We start from the raw sequence: 17,849 nt of genomic DNA on the forward strand, positions 1-17,849 counted from the left end.
ACCCATGACCACCCACCCCGCAACGGAGCGGAGCGGCCGCCGCGGCGGCCGCTCGGCCCGCAACCCGGTCGGACGCGCCGGCTACGTCTTCGTCTCCGGCTACGTCCTCCTCCTACTCGCCTTCGGCGTCCTGCCGACCTGCTACGCGGTGTGGCTGGCGCTGTCCAACTCCCGCAACCAGCTCGTCGGAATCGGCAACTTCACCCGGACGTTCACCGACTACCGCTTCGGACCGGCCTTCCTCCACATCGGCCTGTACCTGGTGGTCTGGCTGGCCAGCCTGATGATCCTGGTGGTGCTGCTCTCCCTGATGCTGCACGGCCGCATGCGCAGGACCTCCACCAGCCTGCGGTTCCTGTTCTACCTGCCGGGTGCCCTCGCCGGGGTGGCGAGCGTACTGCTCTTCCTGATCCTCCTCGACCCGGCTGCCAGTCCCGTCGGCTGGCTGCTGAAGGGCTTCGGCTGGAACACCCTCGCCCAGGTCAACGCCCCCGGTCACCTGCCGGTGCTCTTCACCGTCATCGCCTTCTGGACCGGGGCCGGCGGCTGGATCGTGGTCATGTACGGCGCGCTCAACAGCATCCCCGACGAAATCCTGGAGGCCGCCCGCATCGACGGCGCAAGCACGCTCCAGATCGCCCTGCGCATCCAGATCCCGATGATCACCAAGTGGATCGCGTACATGCTGATCCTGGCCTTCGCGGCCGGCACCCAGCTCTTCGTCGAGCCGCAACTGGTCTCCCTCGCCAGCTGGGGCATGATCCCCGACAGCTGGTCACCGAACCAGCTCTCCTACCAGTACGCCTTCCAGGCAGGCGACTTCAACGGCGCGGCGGCGCTCTCCGTCGACCTCCTCATCCTGGGCCTCGCCTGCGCAGCGCTCGTCGTCTTCCGTACCGGCCTGTTCGACAGGGACGAAGGATGACCACAGCTCCCACGACCACAGCCCGCCGAACCCCGCCACCCCGCACGACCGGCGCCCGCACCCGCCCGAGGAAGCCCATGCGCCGGAAGCGCCGCCCAAGCTCACTGGCCGCCCGGCTGGCCTGGCTCATCGTCATGGGCCTGTCCGCGCTGTTCTTCTGTGTGCCGGTGGTGTGGCTCCTGCTGGCGCCGACCAAGACCGACAGTCAGATCGTGCGGGACAACCCGTTCTCCTTCGGCTCCCTCACCGCGGTCGCCGACGCCTGGCACCACCTCTACGCCTTCCAGGACGGCGCCATCCTCACCTGGCTGCTGAATTCGGCGCTCTACACGTTCGGCGCACTGGCCATCACCCTCGTGACGTCGATCCCCGCCGGGTACGCGCTGGCTCTCACCCAGTTCATCGGGCGACGGATGCTGCTGACCATCACCATGCTCGTGATGCTCATGCCGACGGCCGCGATGGTGCTGCCCCTGTACCTGGGGATGAACGCCGTGCACCTGGACGGCACGATCTGGTCGGTGATCCTGCCCTTCTCCTTCTTCCCCTTCGGGGTCTACCTCACCTACATCTACTTCTCCTCCAACGTCCCCTCCGACCTGCTCGCCGCAGCTCGCATCGACGGCTGCTCGGAGTGGCAGGTCTTCCGTCTCATCGCGATGCCGCTGGCCAAGCCCGTGATCGCCCTGGTCGGCTTCTTCAACTTCGTCGGCAACTGGAACAACTTCTTCCTGCCGTTCGTGATGCTGCCCGACAGCTCCCAATATCCGGCGCAGGTAGGGCTGAACAACCTGCTCGCCGCCTCGCCGCTGTTCAACACCTCCAGCGGCACGGGCAACCAGATCATGCGACCCGAACTGGCCCTGGCCACGCTCGTGACCATCGTCCCCGTTCTGATCGTCTTCCTCTTCTCCCAACGCGCTCTCGTGTCCGGCATGCTCGCCGGCGCGACGAAGGAGTGAGGCGGCAGCCGCCCCCTCGGCGCCGCCGTCGTATTCAACCGGCGTTCCCTGACGTCGGCGTCGTGCCAAGCCCCACGCCGTGCGGACAGCCACGCCAGTGCGTCACCAGGCAGGCCCATGGCGGGCTGTCCCGCAACGCCGCCCACACTCACGGAAGGACCCCGATGAAACGCGTTGCCCAGACGATCCGCCTGCGGCCCGAGCACCGTGAGCGGTATCTGCGCCTGCACTCCGCGGTCTGGCCGGGCGTCGAGGCCGCGCTGCGAGCCGCGAACATCCGCAACTACAGCATCTTTCTGCGCGAGGACACGCTGTTCGGCTACTTCGAGTACCACGGCGACGACTTCGAGGCCGACATGGCCGCGATCGGCGCCGACGCAGCCACCCAAGCCTGGTGGAAGCTCACCGGACCATGTCAGGAGCCCTGGGCAGATACCGGCACCGGGGGCAGTTGGTCGGACCTGACCGAAATCTGGCATCTGACCCCCTCGGCGACAGCCACCTGACAACACCCATGTCAAGGAGACGCCCAGTGAGACTTCAACGAGTCGGCGCAGCCGGCGAGGAGCGGCCCGCCGTCCGCACCGAGGAGGGCCGACCGCTGGATCTGTCCTCCGTGACCTCCGACATCGACGGCGCCTTCCTCGCCTCGGACGGTGTCGACCGGGCCCCCTTGAGCAAGTTGACCAGCATGAGCGGCCTGTCAGGGCTCAAGGCCGTCGTCACCGGCGGCGCGTCCGGCATCGGGCTGGCCACGTCCCGGATACTGGCCGGGCACGGCGCCACGGTGGCCGTCCTCGACCTCGCCCCCTCCGGCGCCCCCGAGCCGCTGATCTCCATCAAGGCCGACCTCAGCGACGACGCTTCGGTAGGCATCGCTGTGGAGACCGCTGCCGGACAGCTCGGTGGCCTGGACATCCTGGTCAACAACGCAGGCATCGGCGCCGTCGGTACCGTCGAGGACAATCCGGACGATGAGTGGTACCGCGTCCTCGACGTCAACGTCCTCGGAACGGTGCGCACCACCCGCGCCGCCCTGCCGTATCTACGGCGCTCGTCACACGCGGCGGTCGTCAACACCTGCTCCATCGCGGCCACCGCGGGCCTCCCTCAGCGCGCTCTGTACTCCGCCAGCAAGGGTGCGGTGCTGTCGCTGACCCTGGCGATGGCCGCCGACCACGTCCGTGAGGGTATCCGCGTCAACTGTGTCAACCCCGGCACCGCCGACACCCCCTGGGTGACCCGGCTCCTGGACGCCGCAGACGACCCGAAGGCGGAACGCGCCGCCCTCGACGCACGCCAGCCCCTGGGCCGCCTGGTCACCGCGGACGAGGTGGCGGCGGCCGTGGTCTACCTGGCGAGCCCCGCCGCGGCCTCCGTCACCGGCATCGCCCTCGCCGTCGACGGTGGCATGCAGGGGCTCCGGCTGCGCCCGGCGGTCGGCGCATGAGAGCGACGACGCCGGTCGGCACCGGTGCCAGGATCACCGAGCTGTCGTTCGGGGCCGCCGGCATCGGCAACCTCTTCCGCCCGGTCACCGACGAGGCCGCGTTCGCCGCGGTGGAGGCGGCCTGGGACGCGGGCGTACGCACCTTCGACACTGCCCCGCACTACGGACTCGGGCTGTCCGAGCGACGCCTGGGCGCCGCGCTGCGCGGACGCGACCGCGACACGTACACCGTCTCCACCAAGGTCGGGCGGCTGCTCGAACCCAACCCGGAGGGTGGACGCGGCGACGATCTCGCCCAGGGCTTCGCTGTGCCCTATACCCACCGGCGAGTGTGGGACTTCAGCTGCGACGGAGTCCTGCGCTCCCTGGAAGCGAGCCTGGACCGCCTCGGCCTGGACCGGGTGGACATCGCCTTGCTGCACGACCCGGACCACCACGCCGAGCAGGCTCTCACCGAGGCATACCCGGCGCTGGAACGGCTGCGCGGTGAAGGCGTCGTCAAGGCGATCGGCATCGGAGTGAACCAGTGCGCGCTCCCTGCCCGCTTCCTGCGCGAGACCGACATCGACGTGGTGCTGCTCGCAGGCCGCTACACCCTGCTGGAGCAGGAGGGGCTTGCTGAAGTACTGCCGGAGGCCGCCGCCCGCGGCAGGTGTGTCATCGTCGGCGGGGTGTTCAACTCGGGTCTGCTCACCGACCCGAAACCCGGGGCCATGTACGACTACGTGCCTGCCCCGGTAGACGTGCTGGACCGGGCGGTGCGCATGAAGGCGGTCACCGAACGCCACGGCGTACCGCTGCGCGCGGCCGCTCTGCGCTTCCCGTTCGGCCATCCGGCGGTCGCGAGCGTACTGTCGGGAGCTCGTTCCGCCGAGGAGGTCCGCGACACAGTGGATCAGCTGCGGCGAACGATGCCGGCCGCGGTCTGGGACGGACTGCGCACCGAGGGGCTGCTGCCCCCGCACGTCCCCGTCCCTGCCGCCCCACCGGTCGAAGAGACCGATCGACCGAAGGAGGAGTCGTGGGGGTGACCGCCACGGAGGCGAACAACGCTGAGGGCGTCATCGACGCACACCACCACGTGTGGGACCTCTCCCTCCGCGACCAGGACTGGATCATCGGACAGGAACTCGCCCCGCTGCGCCGCGACTTCACGCTCGCCGACCTGGAGCCGGAGACCCGGGCCGCCGGCGTCACCGCGACGGTCCTGGTCCAGACGATCGATGTACCGGAGGAAACGCCCGAGTTCCTGGCCTTGGCCCAGGACAGCGACCTGGTGGCCGGCGTCGTGGGCTGGACCGACCTGACCTCCCCGGATGTCGCCCGCGCGCTCGCGGCGCTGCGGGAGGGGCCGGGTGGCGAGCACCTGGTGGGCATCCGCCACCAGGTGCAGGGCGAATCCGATCCTCGCTGGCTGGTGCGGCCGGACGTGCTGCGTGGGCTCGCCGCAGTGGCCGAGGCAGGGCTCGTGTACGACCTGGTTGTCAGGCCCCACCAGCTCGCGGCCGCCCATGAGACCGCCCGACTGCTTCCCAGCCTCACCTTCGTACTCGATCACGCGGGCAAGCCCCCCATCGCCTCGGGCGAACTGCGGCCGTGGGCGGACGCGGTGCGCCTGCTGGCCTCGCTGCCCAACACCGTCTGCAAACTCTCCGGCATGGTGACCGAGGCCGACTGGGGCCAGTGGAGCGTCGAGGACCTCCGGCCGTACGCGGACACAGTGCTGGACGCTTTTGGACCGCGGCGGCTGATGTTCGGCTCCGACTGGCCCGTCTGCCGGCTGGCCGCCACCTACGCCGAAGTCGTCGCCGCCGCACAGGAGTTGACGGCAGCACTCCATCCTGCCGAACGCCGAGAGGTCTTCACCGGAACCGCCCTGCGGACCTACGGACTGACCGTCACCGGCTCCCCGGCTCCTCAGGAAGCACCATGCGCGTAGCTCTCTTCATCACCTGTTTCAACGACATGATGTTCCCCCACACCGGCCGCGCGGTGACCGAACTACTGGAACAGCTCGGCCACACCGTGGAGTTCCCGCAGGGCCAGACCTGCTGCGGTCAGGTGCACTTCAACACCGGCTACCGCCCCGAGACCCTGCCCATGGTGCGCCGTTTCGCGGAGGTCTTCGCAGGTTAGGACGCCGTGGTCACCCCTTCCGGCTCTTGCCGGGCATGGTCCGCGACCATCACCGGGTGGTGGCCGCCCAGTTGGGGGACCCCGCGCTCACCGAGGCGGTCGAGCGGGTGGTGCCGACGGTGTACGAGCTGTCGGAACTCCTCGTCGACGTCCTCGGCGTCACCGATGTCGGCGCGTACTTCCCACACAGGGTCACCTACCACCCGACCTGCCACTCGCTGCGCATGCTGCGCGTCGGCGACCGGCCGCTCAGGCTGCTGCGCGCGGTGAAGGGCATCGACCTGGTCGAACTGCCCGCCGAGTCCTGCTGTGGCTTCGGCGGCACCTCCGCGCTCAAGAACGCGGACGTGTCCAACGCCATGCCGGCCGACAAGACACGCCATGTCCTGGGTACCGGCGCCGAGTACCTGTGCGCGGGCGACAACTCCTGCCTGACGCACATCGGCGGCGGTCTGTCCCGGCTGCGTACCGGCGTCGGGACGATGCACCTGGCCGAGATCCTGGCCTCCACGGAAGGGGACGTACGGTGAGCGGCGCCGACAACGTCGTATGGCTGGGCACCCCGGCCTTTCCCGAGGCGGCGCGCGCCGCGCTCGCCGACACCCGGCTGCGCGCGAACCTGCGCCGGCCACCGGCACCATCTCGGCGACGACCGCCAGCCGCCTGTCCCGGCAAGCGCCGCACCCTGCGTCACCTCGACCACCGTCTCCTGCGGCTGGAAGAAAAGAACGACTTCTACGAGAAGGTCCGCGCCCGCGGGCAGACACCGGATAACGAGAGGCTGTTGCGCCAGCAGGTCCGGCGGCTCAAGAAGTTGCGGGCCGCGGACGCCGCAGAGCTCGCCCAGCCCAAGGCCGACGTCGAGGCGCTGGTCGGCGCCCTGCACCAGGCCACGATGAAAAACAGTTATCTGCGCCGACAGCTCTCCGACTGCGGTGCCACGGTCCGCACGCTGCCGAAGCAGGCCCCGCTCGGCAGGTAGCAGGTGTGTGGGGTGTCGCATCGGCCTGGATGCCCTGCCGGGGCCAGCGGCGCCCGCGCTGATCCTGCCCTTCTGGTTGCGGGCATGCCTTCGGCGGGCCGTAGAACTCCTCAGAGTCGATCCGCTGCACTCAACGACGTCGGTGCCGCTCGATGGACCACTGCAATGACCTACAATTAAACATCCACGGAAGATAATTCTTCGGAAGATGAGTATGGCTGACGCTGACCTGAGGCTGCTGTACCGGGAGCTGGTCTCGCTGGAGATCGAGCTGTGGAATGGCATCGAAGGGCGGTTGCGGGCCGAGTATGACCTGCCGCTGACCTCGTTCGAAGTACTGCACCTGCTGCTGCGGCGGCCCGGGCCGCGGATCCAGGACATCGCGGAGGAGTTCTCGATCACGGTGGGCGGCACGAGCAAGGTGGTCGACCGTCTGGAGGTGGCGGGCCTGTGTGAGCGGCGGGCCAATCCGAACGACCGCCGTTCCTCGATCGTCGAGCTGACGTCTAAGGGGCGGAAGCTCGTGGACGACGCGCTGAAGGTCTTCGAGGACGAACTAGAGCTGCGTATCGGGTCGGTCATTCCCGGGAACTCCGTGCGCGAGGTGACGGGGGTCCTCAGCACACTGCGGGCGGCCGGACGCGCCCTGGATGCGGAGCGGAAGGCCGCCGGGCAAACACCGGTGCCGGGTATGCGGGCGCCGAAGCAGCCTGGCCGGTCGGCATCGTGAGCTACCACGCCTCCGCAAGGCCCGTGGGCTGATGGGCCGGGGCCGGGCGCCGGCCCATCAGCCCACGGGTCAGTCGGCGATGCCGTCAAAGGCGATGACTTTGTCGATGTGGCCGCGGACAAGGAGGTTGCCGGGGCCGCCATTGCGAGCGGCGTACTCCTCCGCGCGGTCGTCACCCATGTAGCGGGCACCGAGGAGACCACCCCAGCGCAGCATGTCCTCGGGGTCCTCGGAGATCTCGGCGCGTCCTTGGAGCAGGACGAACGCGTACGGTGGCCGGTCCTCGTCGACGCAGAGGACGAACCGTCCGTCACGGGCGAGGTTGCGGCCCTTGACCCCGTCCTTCTCGGTGGTGAGCACGATGTCGTCGCCGTCGAGGAGGAACCAGACCGGTGTCCCGTGGGGGCTGCCGTCGGCGCGGACGGTCGACAACTTGCCGGTGCGAGTGCCATGCGTGACGAACGCCCGCCACTGCTGCCCGGTCATCTTCCGCATGTGGGTGCCTTTCGCGTTCGTGCGGATCGGCTCGTGGGTGTCCGAGGCCGAGTCGGCCTCGGACACCCGGGGCTCAGCCCCAGAAGGCGTCTTCGGCGGCCGGGTCGCCGGAGAAGAGCCACATCTCGGTGATCTTGCCGTTCTCGATGCGCAGGAGGTCGACGCCGTCCATGCTCATCGACGCGTCGTCGTGGCGGCCGCTGAAGTGGATGGTGGCGGCGACCAGGTCGTCGTTGGCCATGAGCGTGTGGATCTTGTCGATGGCGAAGGTGCCCCGGCTGGTTTCCATCATGCTGCCGAGCATCTGGAAGACGGCGTCGCGGCCCTTGTGCTCGCCGGAGAACTGGTTGGCGCCGGGCTGGTGCCAGACGATCGCCTCGTCGAGGAGTTCGCCGAGGGTGGCCATGTCTCCCGTCTGCACGGCCTGGAAGTAGGTGCGGGCGATGTCGATGTTCGCGCTGGTCATGGTGCTTGCTCCACGGGTGCCTTGTGCGGGGGTGGTGGCTATCGGGCGAAGTCGAGACGGTCGGCCAGTCCGGCATCGGTGAACGCGGCCTCGATCTCGTGGCGGCCTTCCTTGAAGTGGGCCCAGCTGTCGAAGTGGGCGGGGACGACCCGGTGGGCACCGAGCATCTTCGCGGCCTCGGCGCCCTGAGCGCTGTCGAGGGTGAGCAGGGCGTTGTCGAAGGCGAAGGCCATGCGGGCACCGCCGAGGAAGAGGACCGCGGTGTCCACCGGGGCGAACTTCTCGGCGATCTCCCTGACGTGCTCCAGGGCGGCGTTGTCTCCACTGACATAGACCGAGGGCAGGTCGTCGGAGGTGAGCATGAAGCCGACGATGTCGCCGGAAATCGGTTCGCAGCCGATTGGGCCGTGCCGGGCGGGCAGACCGGTGACCGTGACGGTGCCGCCGTCGGGCCGCTTGAGCTCAGCGCTCTGCCAGAAGCCCAGCCCCTGCGCGTTGCCGCCCAGACGACCGGCACCGCTGACCGTGGTGAAGACGACCGGCACCTCGGGCAGAAAGGCGCGGCCAGCGTTGTCGAGGTTGTCGTCGTGCTCATCATGGGAGAGCAGAACGGCGTCGACGCGGCCCAGCTCGGCGGCGGTGACAGGTGACGGCTCGGTCTTGACGAGCTTGCGGTCGCCGGGGAGGGGCATGAGGTACTCACCCGGCGGGTCGAAGGTCGGGTCGGTGACGAACCTGAGCCCGCCGTACTCGATCACGGTGGTCGGACCGCCGTAGACGCGGACGGGGATCGTTTCGCTGGTGGCGCTGGCGCCGGACATCGGGACCTCCCGGTCGGGGAACAGTGAAGACGCGGCCCTGCGGGTGGCTCCGGCAGGGCGGAAGGAGACGGGCCGCTGGCCCCGCTACACGGCCGGCCATCCGGCGCGTGCCGTGCGGCGACCTGCAGATCCGGTCACGGGGCGGGTACGGAGAACACGCCGAAGTGATTTCCTGCCGTGTCCTGCAGCCGGGCGAAGGTGAAGCCCGCGGAGTCGGAGGCGGGCTCCATGAGCACCTTGGCACCCAGCTCCCCGGCGCGCTTGACGCTCGCGGCGACGTCCTGGACGAGGACGTGGAAGATCGCGTAGTTGGGGAACTTGCCCTCCGACTCCCACACGCCGCCCGTCGGCTGCTGGGCGCCCGGCGTCATCACCGAGTGATAGGTCACGCCCGGGGTGTTGGTGTTGAGGACGTACCTCCAGTCGAACAGCTCGCCGTAGAACTCCTTGACCTTCTCAGGCTGGTCGGTGCCGAACTCGAACCAGGCGACCGAATTGAGGGCGGGAACGGTCATCACACTCACTCCTTACAGCCCCATACGGGGATAAAGATCACTCTCTGGGACGGATTGAATCCGGACGGCTGCTACCCGGCGGGATGGCTCCAGACCGACCTGCCGGGGCAAGCAAGCCCTGGATCAACTGCCGCTCAGCAAACCATTTAGATTCCATGGAATCAACTTCCAGGGATTATTGTTCCGTGTGATGCGGGTCTACTGGCGCCCAGCCGCCTGGCCCCGCGGACAGCAGAGGGACCAGGCCGCCCTGGTGGGGGCGGCCGACAGCCGAGAGGAACCCGTCATGGAACCCGTCGAGATCGAGGCGAAGACCCTGATCCAGAAGTCGAACACCCCGTCGAATGACTACGTCATCAACCCCTACACCGGCTGCGTGCTGGGCTGCGCGTACTGCTTCGCGTCCTTCGCGGGACGGCAGTTCGGCCGGTCGGTCAAGGAGTGGGGCGACTACCTGTACGTGAAGAAGAACGCCGTCGAACTGGCCCACAAGGAGCTGGCCAAGATGCCTGAGCACAAGCGCCACGGCACGATGCTGCTCAGCTCGGTCACCGACCCCTACCAGGGCCACGAGACGAAGTACCGGCTCACCCGCGGCGTCCTGCGCGAGCTGAGAACGGTCGAGTATCCGGGTCTGGTCCGCATCCTGACCAAGTCGCCGGTCGTCATCCGCGACATCGATCTGCTCGCCAGCCTGCCCCGGGCGGAGGTCGGCATGACCGTGACCACTGCTGACGACAAGGTCAGTCGCTGGCTGGAGGTGCGTGCCCCGCTCGCCTCCCGCCGCCTGCGCACTCTCGCGGAACTGCGCGAGGCCGGCATCCCCACCTTCGCCTTCGTCGGCCCGCTCCTGCCCCACTTCGCCACCCAGCCCGAACTCCTCGACCACCTCTTCGGGCAGCTCGTCGAAGCCGGCATCACCGAGGTGTTCATGGAACACATCAATCTCAAGCGGTACATCCGCGAGCGCATGGACCAGGTCCTCGCCGACGAACCCGACGAGGTACGCGAGGCATACGTACAGGCCCGCACCAAGGAACACCGCGAACGGCTCGACGCAATCGTGGCGGACCTCCTCGCCAAGCATGGGCTGCGGCTGCGCTTCGACGAGGTCGTCCACCACGACGACAACGACGCCTTGCAGCAGAGACTGACGGACTCTGCGTGAGCGCGTCGCGTCGAGCGGGAGGGTCAGGCGATGGCGTCGGGCTCGGGGTCGGGGCCGGGGACCGCCTGAGCCCAGGTGCCCATGGCGTCCAGGACGTCACGCAGCCCCTCACCCAGAGGGGTGAGCTGGTATTCGACGCGTGGGGGGATCTCCGCAACGCTGGTAAGGGGACTTGCAGCACTCCGCCCGGGACCCGGCGCGCCGCGAGTTCGTCACCCAGGAGCAGGACCCCCGCGGGGACGCGTCATCACCCTGCCCGGGCCCGCTGCTGCCCCATACCGGCGGCTACCGCGTCGTTACGGACGGGCGGCGCGTGGCGGCGGTCCTGGTGTTGCTCGCGTCTGTCCCGTCTGGAGGTGCGTTCGCAAGGACCCCAGCCACCCTATTCACCCGACCTATCGGACCTCTCACCTCCAGCGTCTCGGCGGCTTAATCCTGAGACCTCAGTGCGCCACCAGCTGTTATCACGGGGCTTCTGTCGATCCTCTAGACAGACCTTGCATTGAAGCCCCTTAATAGATCCGATGTCACTCCGGCGAAACACACGCCGTGCGGGTGGCCTCTCTCCTGCTCGCCGTCTGAGGGTGATCAGCCCGGTTGTCGAGCCGAAGCACCCTGTGTTGTCCCGCAAAGAGTTAGGAGCGCACGTTGTCAGAGCCGGTCAGCCACCGAAGGGAAGCTCGCCGGCATGGCGGTCCGCCGAGGGCGGGCTTCGCCCTCCGTCCGTGCCTTCTCCATGCAGGAGCTCCTGATGCCCGGCGCGCCGTAGTGCTCGTGCCGGCCGCCTTCCTGAGTGTGGTCCCACTACTCATCAACGGATTGCGCGCCCAGGCCCCTCCGGCACCGTGACCAACGCATCCCGGTTTCACCGACACCGCCGACGGCGACCGCACCTGGCCAGGTAGCTTCCGGCCTGCCCGCGAGCGGTACCACGTCCCGCGACGCGCCCCTCTTGCCTCTCAGCGCCGAGGCGATTACGCCTCCCACGACAGCCCGGTCGCCAACCTCGGGCGGTCACCCTCCACTTGGCACCTGCCCAGCTGGCAGGTGCCAGCGGAGCACCGTTTCACAGCCACTTTGACAATCCGTGCGTGCCCCGGCACCCAGGCCGACGTCGACTGCCACCTGGCACGTCGTCATCGCGATCAATGCCATCGATCCTCAGGAGTGGGCCATGCCCTCATCAAGAATGAATCGCCGTACGTTTCTCGGCGCCGCGGGTGCGGCAACCGCCGCGACCGCCCTGCCGATCGTCCCCGGCTTCTCCGGCCTTCTGTCGCAGGCGGCCGCCGCAGACACACAGACCAACCTGAGCAAGATGGTCGACATGCGGTTCGGCATGTTCAACCACTTCAGCCTGGGCACGTTCACGAACCAGGAGTGGGCCGAACCCAACCAGAGCCCCACCCTTTTCGCTCCCCCGAGCGTCAACTGCGCGCAGTGGGCCGACGCGGCGGTTGCCGCGAAGATGAGTTACGGCATCCTGACCACCAAGCACCATGACGGCTTCGCCCTGTGGCCGAGCGCCCATGGCACCCAGAACGTCGCGAACAGCTCCTACAAGCAGGACGTGGTGCGGGCGTACTGCGATGCCTTCCGGGCGAAGGGGCTGAAGGTCGGGTTCTACTACTCGATCTGGGACCGCACCTTCGGTGTCGAGGCATGGGAGAGCCGGCACAAAGTGACCGGGCTCGAAATCACCGATGCCATCCAGCCCGGCGACATGACCTTCATCCTCGGTCAGATCACCGAGTTGCTCACCAACTACGGCACCATCGACATGTTCATGACCGACGGTTACGCATGGCAGATGGGCCAGCAGGCCGTCTCCTACCAGAGGATCCGTTCGCTGGTGAAGCAACTGCAGCCGGACTGCGTCATGATCGACATCGGCGGACTGACCGAGCCCTTCCTCAGCGACGCGATCTTCTTCGAGGAGCCGCTGGGCATCACGGCGCCGGCGGGCAACACCTACGCCGGAATGCAGGGACAGACCATCAGCAACGGCTGGTTCTGGCACCCCTCCACCCCGACCGAAAGCCTCATGAGCAAGTCGGCGATCCTCTCCCACCTCACCGACCTGGAACCCAAGTACACCTCCTTCATCCTCAACTGCCCGCCCAACCGCGACGGCCTGCTGGACACCAACATCGTCAACCGCCTCGCCGAGGTCGGCGCCGCATGGAGCCCCGACACCTCCAGGCCGCCGCTGCCCACCCAGCTGCTGCGCGCCGAGCACCCCCTCACACCGGTCAACGCGTATGCGACCGCCTTCCACACCGGTGAGGGACCGCTCCACGCCATCGACGGACTCAGCGACGTCCGCTACGAGACCTGCTGGTCGACATGGAGCCTGTCGCTGCCGCAGTCCATCACCATCGACCTGGGCGGCGTGTGGAGCAACGTCTCCACCCTGGAGTACCTGCCCAAGCAGTGGAACCGCACCAACTCCACCGACGGCGACATCACCTCCTACACCATCTCCACCAGCACCGACGGGGTCACCTTCGCCCAGGTCGCCACCGGCACCTGGGCCGGCAACCACAAGACCAAGCTGGTCGAGTGGCCCGCCCGGAACGTTGGCTTCGTACGGATCCAGGTCAACGCGGCCACCGGCGGCTACGCCAACATCGGCGGCGTCAGGATCGGCGGCCGGACGGCCAAGCCTGCGCTGGTGTCCAGCACGCTGCCCGGCGACGGCACCGTCTACCGGCTGGTCGCCCGACACAGCGGCAAGGTCGCCGACGTGGAGGGCGCGCGCACCGCCAACGGCACGAACGTCCTGCAATGGCCGTGGCTCAACCGGGCGAACCAGAAGTGGACCTTCACCAGCACCGGCGACGGCTACTACAAGATCAAGGGTGTGGGCAGCGGCAAGCTCCTGGAGGTCGCGGATCTCTCCCGCGCGGACGGCGGCAACGTCGGCATCTGGGGAGACGCCGGCGCCCCCCAGCAGCACTGGGCCGTCACGCCCACCGGTGACGGAAACTACTTCCTCATCAACCGCTACAGCGGGCTCTCCCTCGGCGTCGACGAGGGCAGCACCACTGACGGAGCCAACATCGAGCAGCAGCCGTACGCGTCACAGACACGGCAGCAATGGCAGATCATCCCGTCCTGACCTGCCCTCCGCATTGCTGCAAACCGGGGTGCGCCTCTTCGGCACTGCCCACTTCGTTCGGGGTCAGCGCTCCGACCGCGCACCGCCGGTTCGCCGACTGGGTCCAGCGTCGCCGGGAGTGATCAACCCGTCAAGCTGCGCTACGAGTTGCGCCAGACCGTGCCGCGGCGCTCGTACTCCAATACGGTCTCGACCTGGTTGGCGAACTTCGCGCCGAGGAACCGCTCGACCAGCCAGACCGCGCCGTCCAGGCCGGAGGTGATGCCACCGCACGTGACGAGGTCGCCGTCATCGACCACGCGCGCGTTGACCACCTTCGCGCCCTGTGCGGCGAGTGCGGCCTTGCTGTCCGAGTGGGTGGTGGCCGGCCTGCCGCGCGTGAATCCGGCCGCCGACAAGGCCATCACGCCCGTGCAGACCCCGACCATGATCGCTTCGACGTCGGCGAGGCGCCGGATGAACGCCTTGTCCGCGAGCAGCCGGTGCATGCCCGATCCTGGCTGGTCGTGCCGCATGCCGCCGGGCACGATCAGCACATCGGCGTCCTGCGGTGACCAGCCGCGCGGTACCTCGATCCGCAGGCCCCTCGACGCGGTGACCATGGTCGGCTTGTCGGTCGACACAAGTGTCGTCCGGATGGCGCCGCCCATGGTGGCGGCGATGGACAGCACGTCGTAAGGCGCGATGGAATCCAGTTCCTCCACACCCTCGTAGAGCAGAATCTGGACACGCAACGGCGACGCCGCCGAGGGCGACGCCGCCGAGGCGAGGGGCGCGCCCGCCACCGCCAGCCCGGTCGACAACGCGGACGCCTGCAGGAAAGTACGACGTTCCATGGATTACCTCCCAGTGAGAGTTCTCTCCTGACTGGTCGGCTCGGCCCCACCGGTAGTTCCCGGCACTGCTGTGGACGGTTTACCGGCGTCGCGCCCCGGCCGCGACGGCATTGCGGACGATCCTGGGACGGCCACACCCTCGTAAACCGCGCCTGCATGCGCCTCATCGGCGTGGAGACGCCAGCTGATCTGCCACGTCACGCCGGCGATGTCGTCGGCGAACATGCCGGCGAGCGTGGTGGTGGGCTCCACGATCGATTCTCCTCGGCCGAGCTCAGTCGAGTACTGCCTCCTGGGGCCCTACACTCACCATCGGTAACCAGCCACCCGTAAACAGTCGCCTTCACGTAACCAATGAGGGGATGTCACGCATGCCAGAGCTTCCGGCCTTCGACGTCATGACGGCGACCTGCCCGTCCCGCACCTCACTCGCTCGCGTCGCCAACAAGTGGACGGCCATGGTGGTCATCGCCCTCAGTGCCGACCGCATGCGCTTCCGCGACCTGCGTGCCACCGTCGACGGCATCAGCTCCAAGGTCCTCACCGAGACCCTCCGAGACCTGGAACGGGATGGAATCGTCACCCGGCACGTGTACGCCGAGGTGCCACCCAGGGTCGAATACGAGCTGACCGCACTGGGTCGCACCCTGCACGCCCCGATTCATGCATTGGGCAGCTGGGCCGAGGACCACATCTCCGAAGTACTCGCGGCCCGCGAGAGCTACGACGCCCGCCAGTGTCCGTGACCGGTCACCAGAGGTGAACATTCGGCGTCAGGAGGACCTCGCCTCGCACTGGATGTCCGCCGCGCTCACCGGCGAGCGGAACGTCGTGAAGGTGGACCCGACGGTGCGGGCGGCGCCCTGAACTCGCGCCCGGAGTCGCCCGGAGTCGAGGGATCCTGCCGCCGGCCGCCCGGCGACCCACGCAACAAGCCGTCCGGCACGGTACCGCAGTGCCGGACGGCTTCCGCCTGGGAAGGATGCGGGCGGCCTACTGTCCCCAGAAGGCGTCCTCGGCCACCTGGTCGCCGGAGAACAGCCACATCTCGACGATCTTGCCGTCCCTGAGGCGCAGGACATCCACGCCGTCCATGCTCATGGAGGCGTCCTCGCGCCGCCCGGCGAAGTGGATCGAGGCGGCCACCATGTCGCCGTTGCCCATCAGGGCGTGGACCGTGTCGATGGCGAAGGAGCCCTGGCTGGCCTCCATCATCCCGCCGAGCATCGCGAAGACGGCGTCGCGCCCCTTGTGCTCACCGGAGAACCGGTTGGCGCCCGGCTGGTGCCAGACGATCCCCTCGTCCAGAAGCTCGCCCACCTTGGGAAAGTCACCCGTCCGCACGGCCTGGAAGTACTCACTCGCGATGTCGACGTTCTTGCTGGTCATGACAACACTCCTTATGCCCCTGACATAGAGGCAGTACGACTTGCTGTTACAGGTTGGATGCGAGGCGCGACATACGCGACTTGGGATGGATCGATGACGCCCGGTCAGGTTTCGGCAGACCCCCCTCAGGCACTGCCCCAGAACTCGTCCTCGCCCAACTGGCCGGCCGAGAAGAGCCACACCTCCGCGATGCGCTCGCCTTCGATTCGCAGAAGGTCGACGCCGTTCATTCCCATCACTACGCCGTCCCGCTCGGCCGAGAAGTGGACGGGTACCGCGACCAGCGAGCCGTTCGCCATGGGCTCCATGGTCGGCTCGAGTGCGAACGTCCCTTCGGCGACCGCCATCATGCCGCCGACTCGCCGATCGCGGCCGTGCCGCGATGCGAACCGAAGAAGCGGTTGTCGCCCGGCTGGTGCCACACGATGTCATCGGCGAACAAGCCCGTGACGGTGGCGAAGTCTTTCGCGGAGACCGCGTCGGCGTACTGCCGGGCGATCCTGAGCGCGGTGGTGGACCCCATGGCCGGCCCCTCTCCTTCGGTGAGTTCGTCCTGCTGCACCGCCATACTCACCCTCGGTAACCAGGCACCTCAACGTAACCAATGGATCGATGTGTCGCACATCACACATCGCCTCGGTGTTACCCGGGGGTTACGCGGCCCCGGCGTTCACGGCCCTGCTGTTAGCGGGATGTAAATACCCCCTCTCGGACGGCCTTTTCCGGCCGCCGGGTGTCACGGTTGGCGCCTCCACCGGAACTCACCTCGTGAAAGCCGCTGCGGCAGCCGCCGGCAGGTAGCGGAACGCGAAGAGAGGGATCCGAAGCCATGACTCAGACCGTGCCGACCAGTGGCCTTGAAAGCATCGACGCCGACGGCCTGGAAGCACTCGCCAGCAGCGCCAAGGCGGACCCGAGCACCGGCAGGAAGACGCTTAAGGCCGTGACCACCTGCGAGGGCGGCTTCCGCAACCTGACACAGATCCGCACCCTGGAGCCGGTGCTGATTTCGGAGCCCTGCCACCTGCTCGGTGACGACGCCGCGCCCAACCCCTCCGAGATGGCGCTCGCGGCCCTCGGCTCCTGCGTCTCCGTCGGCCTGCTCGCCAACGCCACCCAGCGCGGCGTCACCCTGAGCAGGATCGAGGTCGCCATGGAGGGCGACATCGACATCTCCGCCGTCTGGGGCGTCGGCGACACCCCGGATGGCAAGGTACTGGGCTTCACCGCCGTGCGCTGCTCCGTCACGCTCGCCGGCGACGCCGACGACGAGGTCCTCGGCGAGATCAAGGACAGCGCGATGACGTGGTCGCCGGTGGTCAACACGTTCGCGAACAACGTCGAGATCTCCTCGACCCTGACCACCGGCTGAGGCCCGCCATGAGCACTCCGATCCTGCCCAAGTCCGAGGCCGCGGCCCTGGTGACCGCCGCCCGGATCCGCCGGGGCCTGACCTGGTCGGCGATCGCCGCCGAGATCGACAAGCCGGTCGTGTGGACGGTGGCGGCGCTGCTTGGCCAGCACCCCATGACCGCCGAGGACGCGGCGGCCGTCGCCGCGCTGCTCGGGCTCGGGGACGACGTCGTCGAGTCGATGCAACTGCAGCCCGCACGCGGCGTCGACCCGGAGCTGATGAAGGATCCGACGGTCTACCGCTTCTTCGAGGCGCTGTCGGTCTACGGCCCGGCGCTGAAGGAGCTCATCCACGAGGAGTTCGGCGACGGAATCATGTCGGCGATCAACTTCAAGGTCGACATCCAGCGTCGCGCCCACCACGACGGCGACCGGGTGGTGGTGACGTTCGACGGCAAGTTCCTCGACTACCGCTGGTAGCGCCGAGGCAGAGCCGGCGT

Annotated in this window: 22 protein-coding genes and 1 pseudogene; 14 read left to right on the forward strand and 9 right to left on the reverse strand. The window is 68.2% G+C overall.

Going from position 1 to position 17,849, the window contains the following annotated elements; translation table 11 throughout:
- Nucleotides 1-4 precede the first annotated feature (4 nt).
- From C6376_RS31195 to C6376_RS31235, 9 genes and pseudogenes are all read left to right on the forward strand, one after another.
- A complete protein-coding gene (locus tag C6376_RS31195) occupies nucleotides 5-925 on the forward strand; it encodes a carbohydrate ABC transporter permease (RefSeq protein ID WP_107446455.1) in 921 nt (306 codons plus the stop codon).
- Nucleotides 926-1,002: 77 nt separating this feature from the next.
- Nucleotides 1,003-1,887 (forward strand): carbohydrate ABC transporter permease, encoded by an 885-nt coding sequence (locus C6376_RS31200; protein WP_107446456.1) that lies wholly within the window; start codon nucleotides 1,003-1,005, stop codon nucleotides 1,885-1,887.
- A 164-nt stretch (nucleotides 1,888-2,051) separates the two neighbouring features.
- A complete protein-coding gene (locus tag C6376_RS31205) occupies nucleotides 2,052-2,393 on the forward strand; it encodes an L-rhamnose mutarotase (RefSeq protein ID WP_107446457.1) in 342 nt (113 codons plus the stop codon).
- A gap of 185 nt (nucleotides 2,394-2,578) precedes the next feature.
- A complete protein-coding gene (locus C6376_RS31210; RefSeq protein ID WP_107449298.1) occupies nucleotides 2,579-3,337 on the forward strand; it encodes an SDR family NAD(P)-dependent oxidoreductase in 759 nt (252 codons plus the stop codon).
- Nucleotides 3,334-4,368: an aldo/keto reductase gene (locus C6376_RS31215; RefSeq protein WP_107446458.1), complete on the forward strand. Its 1,035-nt coding sequence runs from the start codon at nucleotides 3,334-3,336 to the stop codon at nucleotides 4,366-4,368. The genes C6376_RS31210 and C6376_RS31215 overlap by 4 nt, the downstream gene beginning before the upstream one ends.
- Complete coding sequence (locus C6376_RS31220) at nucleotides 4,365-5,276, forward strand: amidohydrolase (RefSeq protein WP_107449299.1); 912 nt, start codon at nucleotides 4,365-4,367, stop codon at nucleotides 5,274-5,276. The genes C6376_RS31215 and C6376_RS31220 overlap by 4 nt, the downstream gene beginning before the upstream one ends.
- Nucleotides 5,267-6,003 (forward strand): annotated as a pseudogene (locus tag C6376_RS31225) ((Fe-S)-binding protein). The gene C6376_RS31220 and the pseudogene C6376_RS31225 overlap by 10 nt, the downstream one beginning before the upstream one ends.
- Nucleotides 6,000-6,455 (forward strand): hypothetical protein, encoded by a 456-nt coding sequence (locus C6376_RS31230; RefSeq protein ID WP_107446459.1) that lies wholly within the window; start codon nucleotides 6,000-6,002, stop codon nucleotides 6,453-6,455. The pseudogene C6376_RS31225 and the gene C6376_RS31230 overlap by 4 nt, the downstream one beginning before the upstream one ends.
- Before the next feature lie 214 nt (nucleotides 6,456-6,669).
- Entirely contained in the window at nucleotides 6,670-7,185 is a 516-nt protein-coding gene (locus tag C6376_RS31235; RefSeq protein WP_107446460.1) for a MarR family winged helix-turn-helix transcriptional regulator, read from the forward strand.
- Nucleotides 7,186-7,254: 69 nt separating this feature from the next.
- Here C6376_RS31235 and C6376_RS31240 read toward each other — a convergent pair whose 3' ends face one another.
- From C6376_RS31240 to C6376_RS31255, 4 genes are all read right to left on the reverse strand, one after another.
- Entirely contained in the window at nucleotides 7,255-7,680 is a 426-nt protein-coding gene (locus C6376_RS31240) for a PPOX class F420-dependent oxidoreductase (RefSeq protein WP_107449300.1), read from the reverse strand.
- Nucleotides 7,681-7,753: 73 nt separating this feature from the next.
- Nucleotides 7,754-8,146, reverse strand: coding sequence for a nuclear transport factor 2 family protein (locus tag C6376_RS31245; RefSeq protein WP_107446461.1), 393 nt, complete (start codon nucleotides 8,144-8,146; stop codon nucleotides 7,754-7,756).
- Nucleotides 8,147-8,184: 38 nt separating this feature from the next.
- Nucleotides 8,185-8,967, reverse strand: coding sequence for an MBL fold metallo-hydrolase (locus tag C6376_RS31250; protein ID WP_107446462.1), 783 nt, complete (start codon nucleotides 8,965-8,967; stop codon nucleotides 8,185-8,187).
- Nucleotides 8,968-9,101: 134 nt separating this feature from the next.
- Nucleotides 9,102-9,482 carry a VOC family protein gene (locus tag C6376_RS31255; RefSeq protein WP_107446463.1) on the reverse strand — a complete coding sequence of 127 codons (381 nt, stop codon included), beginning with the start codon at nucleotides 9,480-9,482 and terminating at the stop codon, nucleotides 9,102-9,104.
- A gap of 286 nt (nucleotides 9,483-9,768) precedes the next feature.
- On the opposite strand from C6376_RS31255, the gene C6376_RS31260 reads away from it, so the two are divergent.
- A complete protein-coding gene (locus C6376_RS31260; RefSeq protein WP_107449301.1) occupies nucleotides 9,769-10,650 on the forward strand; it encodes a radical SAM protein in 882 nt (293 codons plus the stop codon).
- A gap of 23 nt (nucleotides 10,651-10,673) precedes the next feature.
- Here C6376_RS31260 and C6376_RS31265 read toward each other — a convergent pair whose 3' ends face one another.
- Nucleotides 10,674-10,799, reverse strand: coding sequence for a helix-turn-helix domain-containing protein (locus tag C6376_RS31265; RefSeq protein ID WP_107449302.1), 126 nt, complete (start codon nucleotides 10,797-10,799; stop codon nucleotides 10,674-10,676).
- A gap of 1,025 nt (nucleotides 10,800-11,824) precedes the next feature.
- Here C6376_RS31265 and C6376_RS31270 point away from each other — a divergent pair.
- The gene (locus tag C6376_RS31270; RefSeq protein WP_107446464.1) at nucleotides 11,825-13,771 is read left to right on the forward strand and encodes an RICIN domain-containing protein; all 1,947 of its coding nucleotides are present in this window, start codon (nucleotides 11,825-11,827) and stop codon (nucleotides 13,769-13,771) included.
- 140 nt (nucleotides 13,772-13,911) lie between these two features.
- Here C6376_RS31270 and C6376_RS31275 read toward each other — a convergent pair whose 3' ends face one another.
- Nucleotides 13,912-14,607, reverse strand: a complete 696-nt coding sequence (locus tag C6376_RS31275) for a DJ-1/PfpI family protein (RefSeq protein WP_107446465.1) — start codon at nucleotides 14,605-14,607, stop codon at nucleotides 13,912-13,914.
- 371 nt (nucleotides 14,608-14,978) lie between these two features.
- On the opposite strand from C6376_RS31275, the gene C6376_RS31280 reads away from it, so the two are divergent.
- Nucleotides 14,979-15,353: a helix-turn-helix domain-containing protein gene (locus C6376_RS31280; protein ID WP_107446466.1), complete on the forward strand. Its 375-nt coding sequence runs from the start codon at nucleotides 14,979-14,981 to the stop codon at nucleotides 15,351-15,353.
- 247 nt (nucleotides 15,354-15,600) lie between these two features.
- Here C6376_RS31280 and C6376_RS31285 read toward each other — a convergent pair whose 3' ends face one another.
- The 3 genes from C6376_RS31285 to C6376_RS44800 form a co-directional block, all read right to left on the reverse strand.
- Nucleotides 15,601-15,996 (reverse strand): nuclear transport factor 2 family protein, encoded by a 396-nt coding sequence (locus C6376_RS31285; RefSeq protein ID WP_107446467.1) that lies wholly within the window; start codon nucleotides 15,994-15,996, stop codon nucleotides 15,601-15,603.
- A 125-nt stretch (nucleotides 15,997-16,121) separates the two neighbouring features.
- Nucleotides 16,122-16,346, reverse strand: coding sequence for an ester cyclase (locus C6376_RS44795; RefSeq protein ID WP_216825627.1), 225 nt, complete (start codon nucleotides 16,344-16,346; stop codon nucleotides 16,122-16,124).
- Nucleotides 16,343-16,564 (reverse strand): nuclear transport factor 2 family protein, encoded by a 222-nt coding sequence (locus tag C6376_RS44800; protein ID WP_216825628.1) that lies wholly within the window; start codon nucleotides 16,562-16,564, stop codon nucleotides 16,343-16,345. Before C6376_RS44800 ends, C6376_RS44795 begins: the two co-directional genes overlap by 4 nt.
- Before the next feature lie 261 nt (nucleotides 16,565-16,825).
- Between C6376_RS44800 and C6376_RS31295 the strand changes: the two genes are divergently transcribed.
- Together C6376_RS31295 and cynS are read left to right on the forward strand one after the other, a co-directional pair.
- Nucleotides 16,826-17,368, forward strand: coding sequence for an OsmC family protein (locus C6376_RS31295; RefSeq protein ID WP_107446468.1), 543 nt, complete (start codon nucleotides 16,826-16,828; stop codon nucleotides 17,366-17,368).
- A gap of 8 nt (nucleotides 17,369-17,376) precedes the next feature.
- Nucleotides 17,377-17,829, forward strand: a complete 453-nt coding sequence (gene cynS, locus C6376_RS31300) for a cyanase (RefSeq protein ID WP_107446469.1) — start codon at nucleotides 17,377-17,379, stop codon at nucleotides 17,827-17,829.
- The last annotated feature ends 20 nt before the right edge of the window (nucleotides 17,830-17,849 follow it).

Source organism: Streptomyces sp. P3 (assembly GCF_003032475.1).
In the GTDB taxonomy this organism is placed as follows: domain Bacteria; phylum Actinomycetota; class Actinomycetes; order Streptomycetales; family Streptomycetaceae; genus Streptomyces.

Bases quoted from the DNA above. Each gene is read 5' to 3' on its own strand.
- C6376_RS44800 (WP_216825628.1), bottom strand. From the start codon at position 16,564: ATGGCGGTGCAGCAGGACGAACTCACCGAAGGAGAGGGGCCGGCCATG.
- C6376_RS31280 (WP_107446466.1), top strand. From the start codon at position 14,979: ATGCCAGAGCTTCCGGCCTTCGACGTCATGACGGCGACCTGCCCGTCC.
- C6376_RS31235 (WP_107446460.1), top strand. From the start codon at position 6,670: ATGGCTGACGCTGACCTGAGGCTGCTGTACCGGGAGCTGGTCTCGCTG.
- C6376_RS31250 (WP_107446462.1), bottom strand. From the start codon at position 8,967: ATGTCCGGCGCCAGCGCCACCAGCGAAACGATCCCCGTCCGCGTCTAC.
- C6376_RS31245 (WP_107446461.1), bottom strand. From the start codon at position 8,146: ATGACCAGCGCGAACATCGACATCGCCCGCACCTACTTCCAGGCCGTG.
- C6376_RS31215 (WP_107446458.1), top strand. From the start codon at position 3,334: ATGAGAGCGACGACGCCGGTCGGCACCGGTGCCAGGATCACCGAGCTG.
- C6376_RS31200 (WP_107446456.1), top strand. From the start codon at position 1,003: ATGCGCCGGAAGCGCCGCCCAAGCTCACTGGCCGCCCGGCTGGCCTGG.
- C6376_RS31275 (WP_107446465.1), bottom strand. From the start codon at position 14,607: ATGGAACGTCGTACTTTCCTGCAGGCGTCCGCGTTGTCGACCGGGCTG.
- C6376_RS31255 (WP_107446463.1), bottom strand. From the start codon at position 9,482: ATGACCGTTCCCGCCCTCAATTCGGTCGCCTGGTTCGAGTTCGGCACC.
- C6376_RS31285 (WP_107446467.1), bottom strand. From the start codon at position 15,996: ATGACCAGCAAGAACGTCGACATCGCGAGTGAGTACTTCCAGGCCGTG.
- C6376_RS31205 (WP_107446457.1), top strand. From the start codon at position 2,052: ATGAAACGCGTTGCCCAGACGATCCGCCTGCGGCCCGAGCACCGTGAG.
- C6376_RS31260 (WP_107449301.1), top strand. From the start codon at position 9,769: ATGGAACCCGTCGAGATCGAGGCGAAGACCCTGATCCAGAAGTCGAAC.
- cynS (WP_107446469.1), top strand. From the start codon at position 17,377: ATGAGCACTCCGATCCTGCCCAAGTCCGAGGCCGCGGCCCTGGTGACC.
- C6376_RS44795 (WP_216825627.1), bottom strand. From the start codon at position 16,346: ATGATGGCGGTCGCCGAAGGGACGTTCGCACTCGAGCCGACCATGGAG.
- C6376_RS31240 (WP_107449300.1), bottom strand. From the start codon at position 7,680: ATGCGGAAGATGACCGGGCAGCAGTGGCGGGCGTTCGTCACGCATGGC.
- C6376_RS31195 (WP_107446455.1), top strand. From the start codon at position 5: ATGACCACCCACCCCGCAACGGAGCGGAGCGGCCGCCGCGGCGGCCGC.
- C6376_RS31295 (WP_107446468.1), top strand. From the start codon at position 16,826: ATGACTCAGACCGTGCCGACCAGTGGCCTTGAAAGCATCGACGCCGAC.
- C6376_RS31210 (WP_107449298.1), top strand. From the start codon at position 2,579: ATGAGCGGCCTGTCAGGGCTCAAGGCCGTCGTCACCGGCGGCGCGTCC.
- C6376_RS31270 (WP_107446464.1), top strand. From the start codon at position 11,825: ATGCCCTCATCAAGAATGAATCGCCGTACGTTTCTCGGCGCCGCGGGT.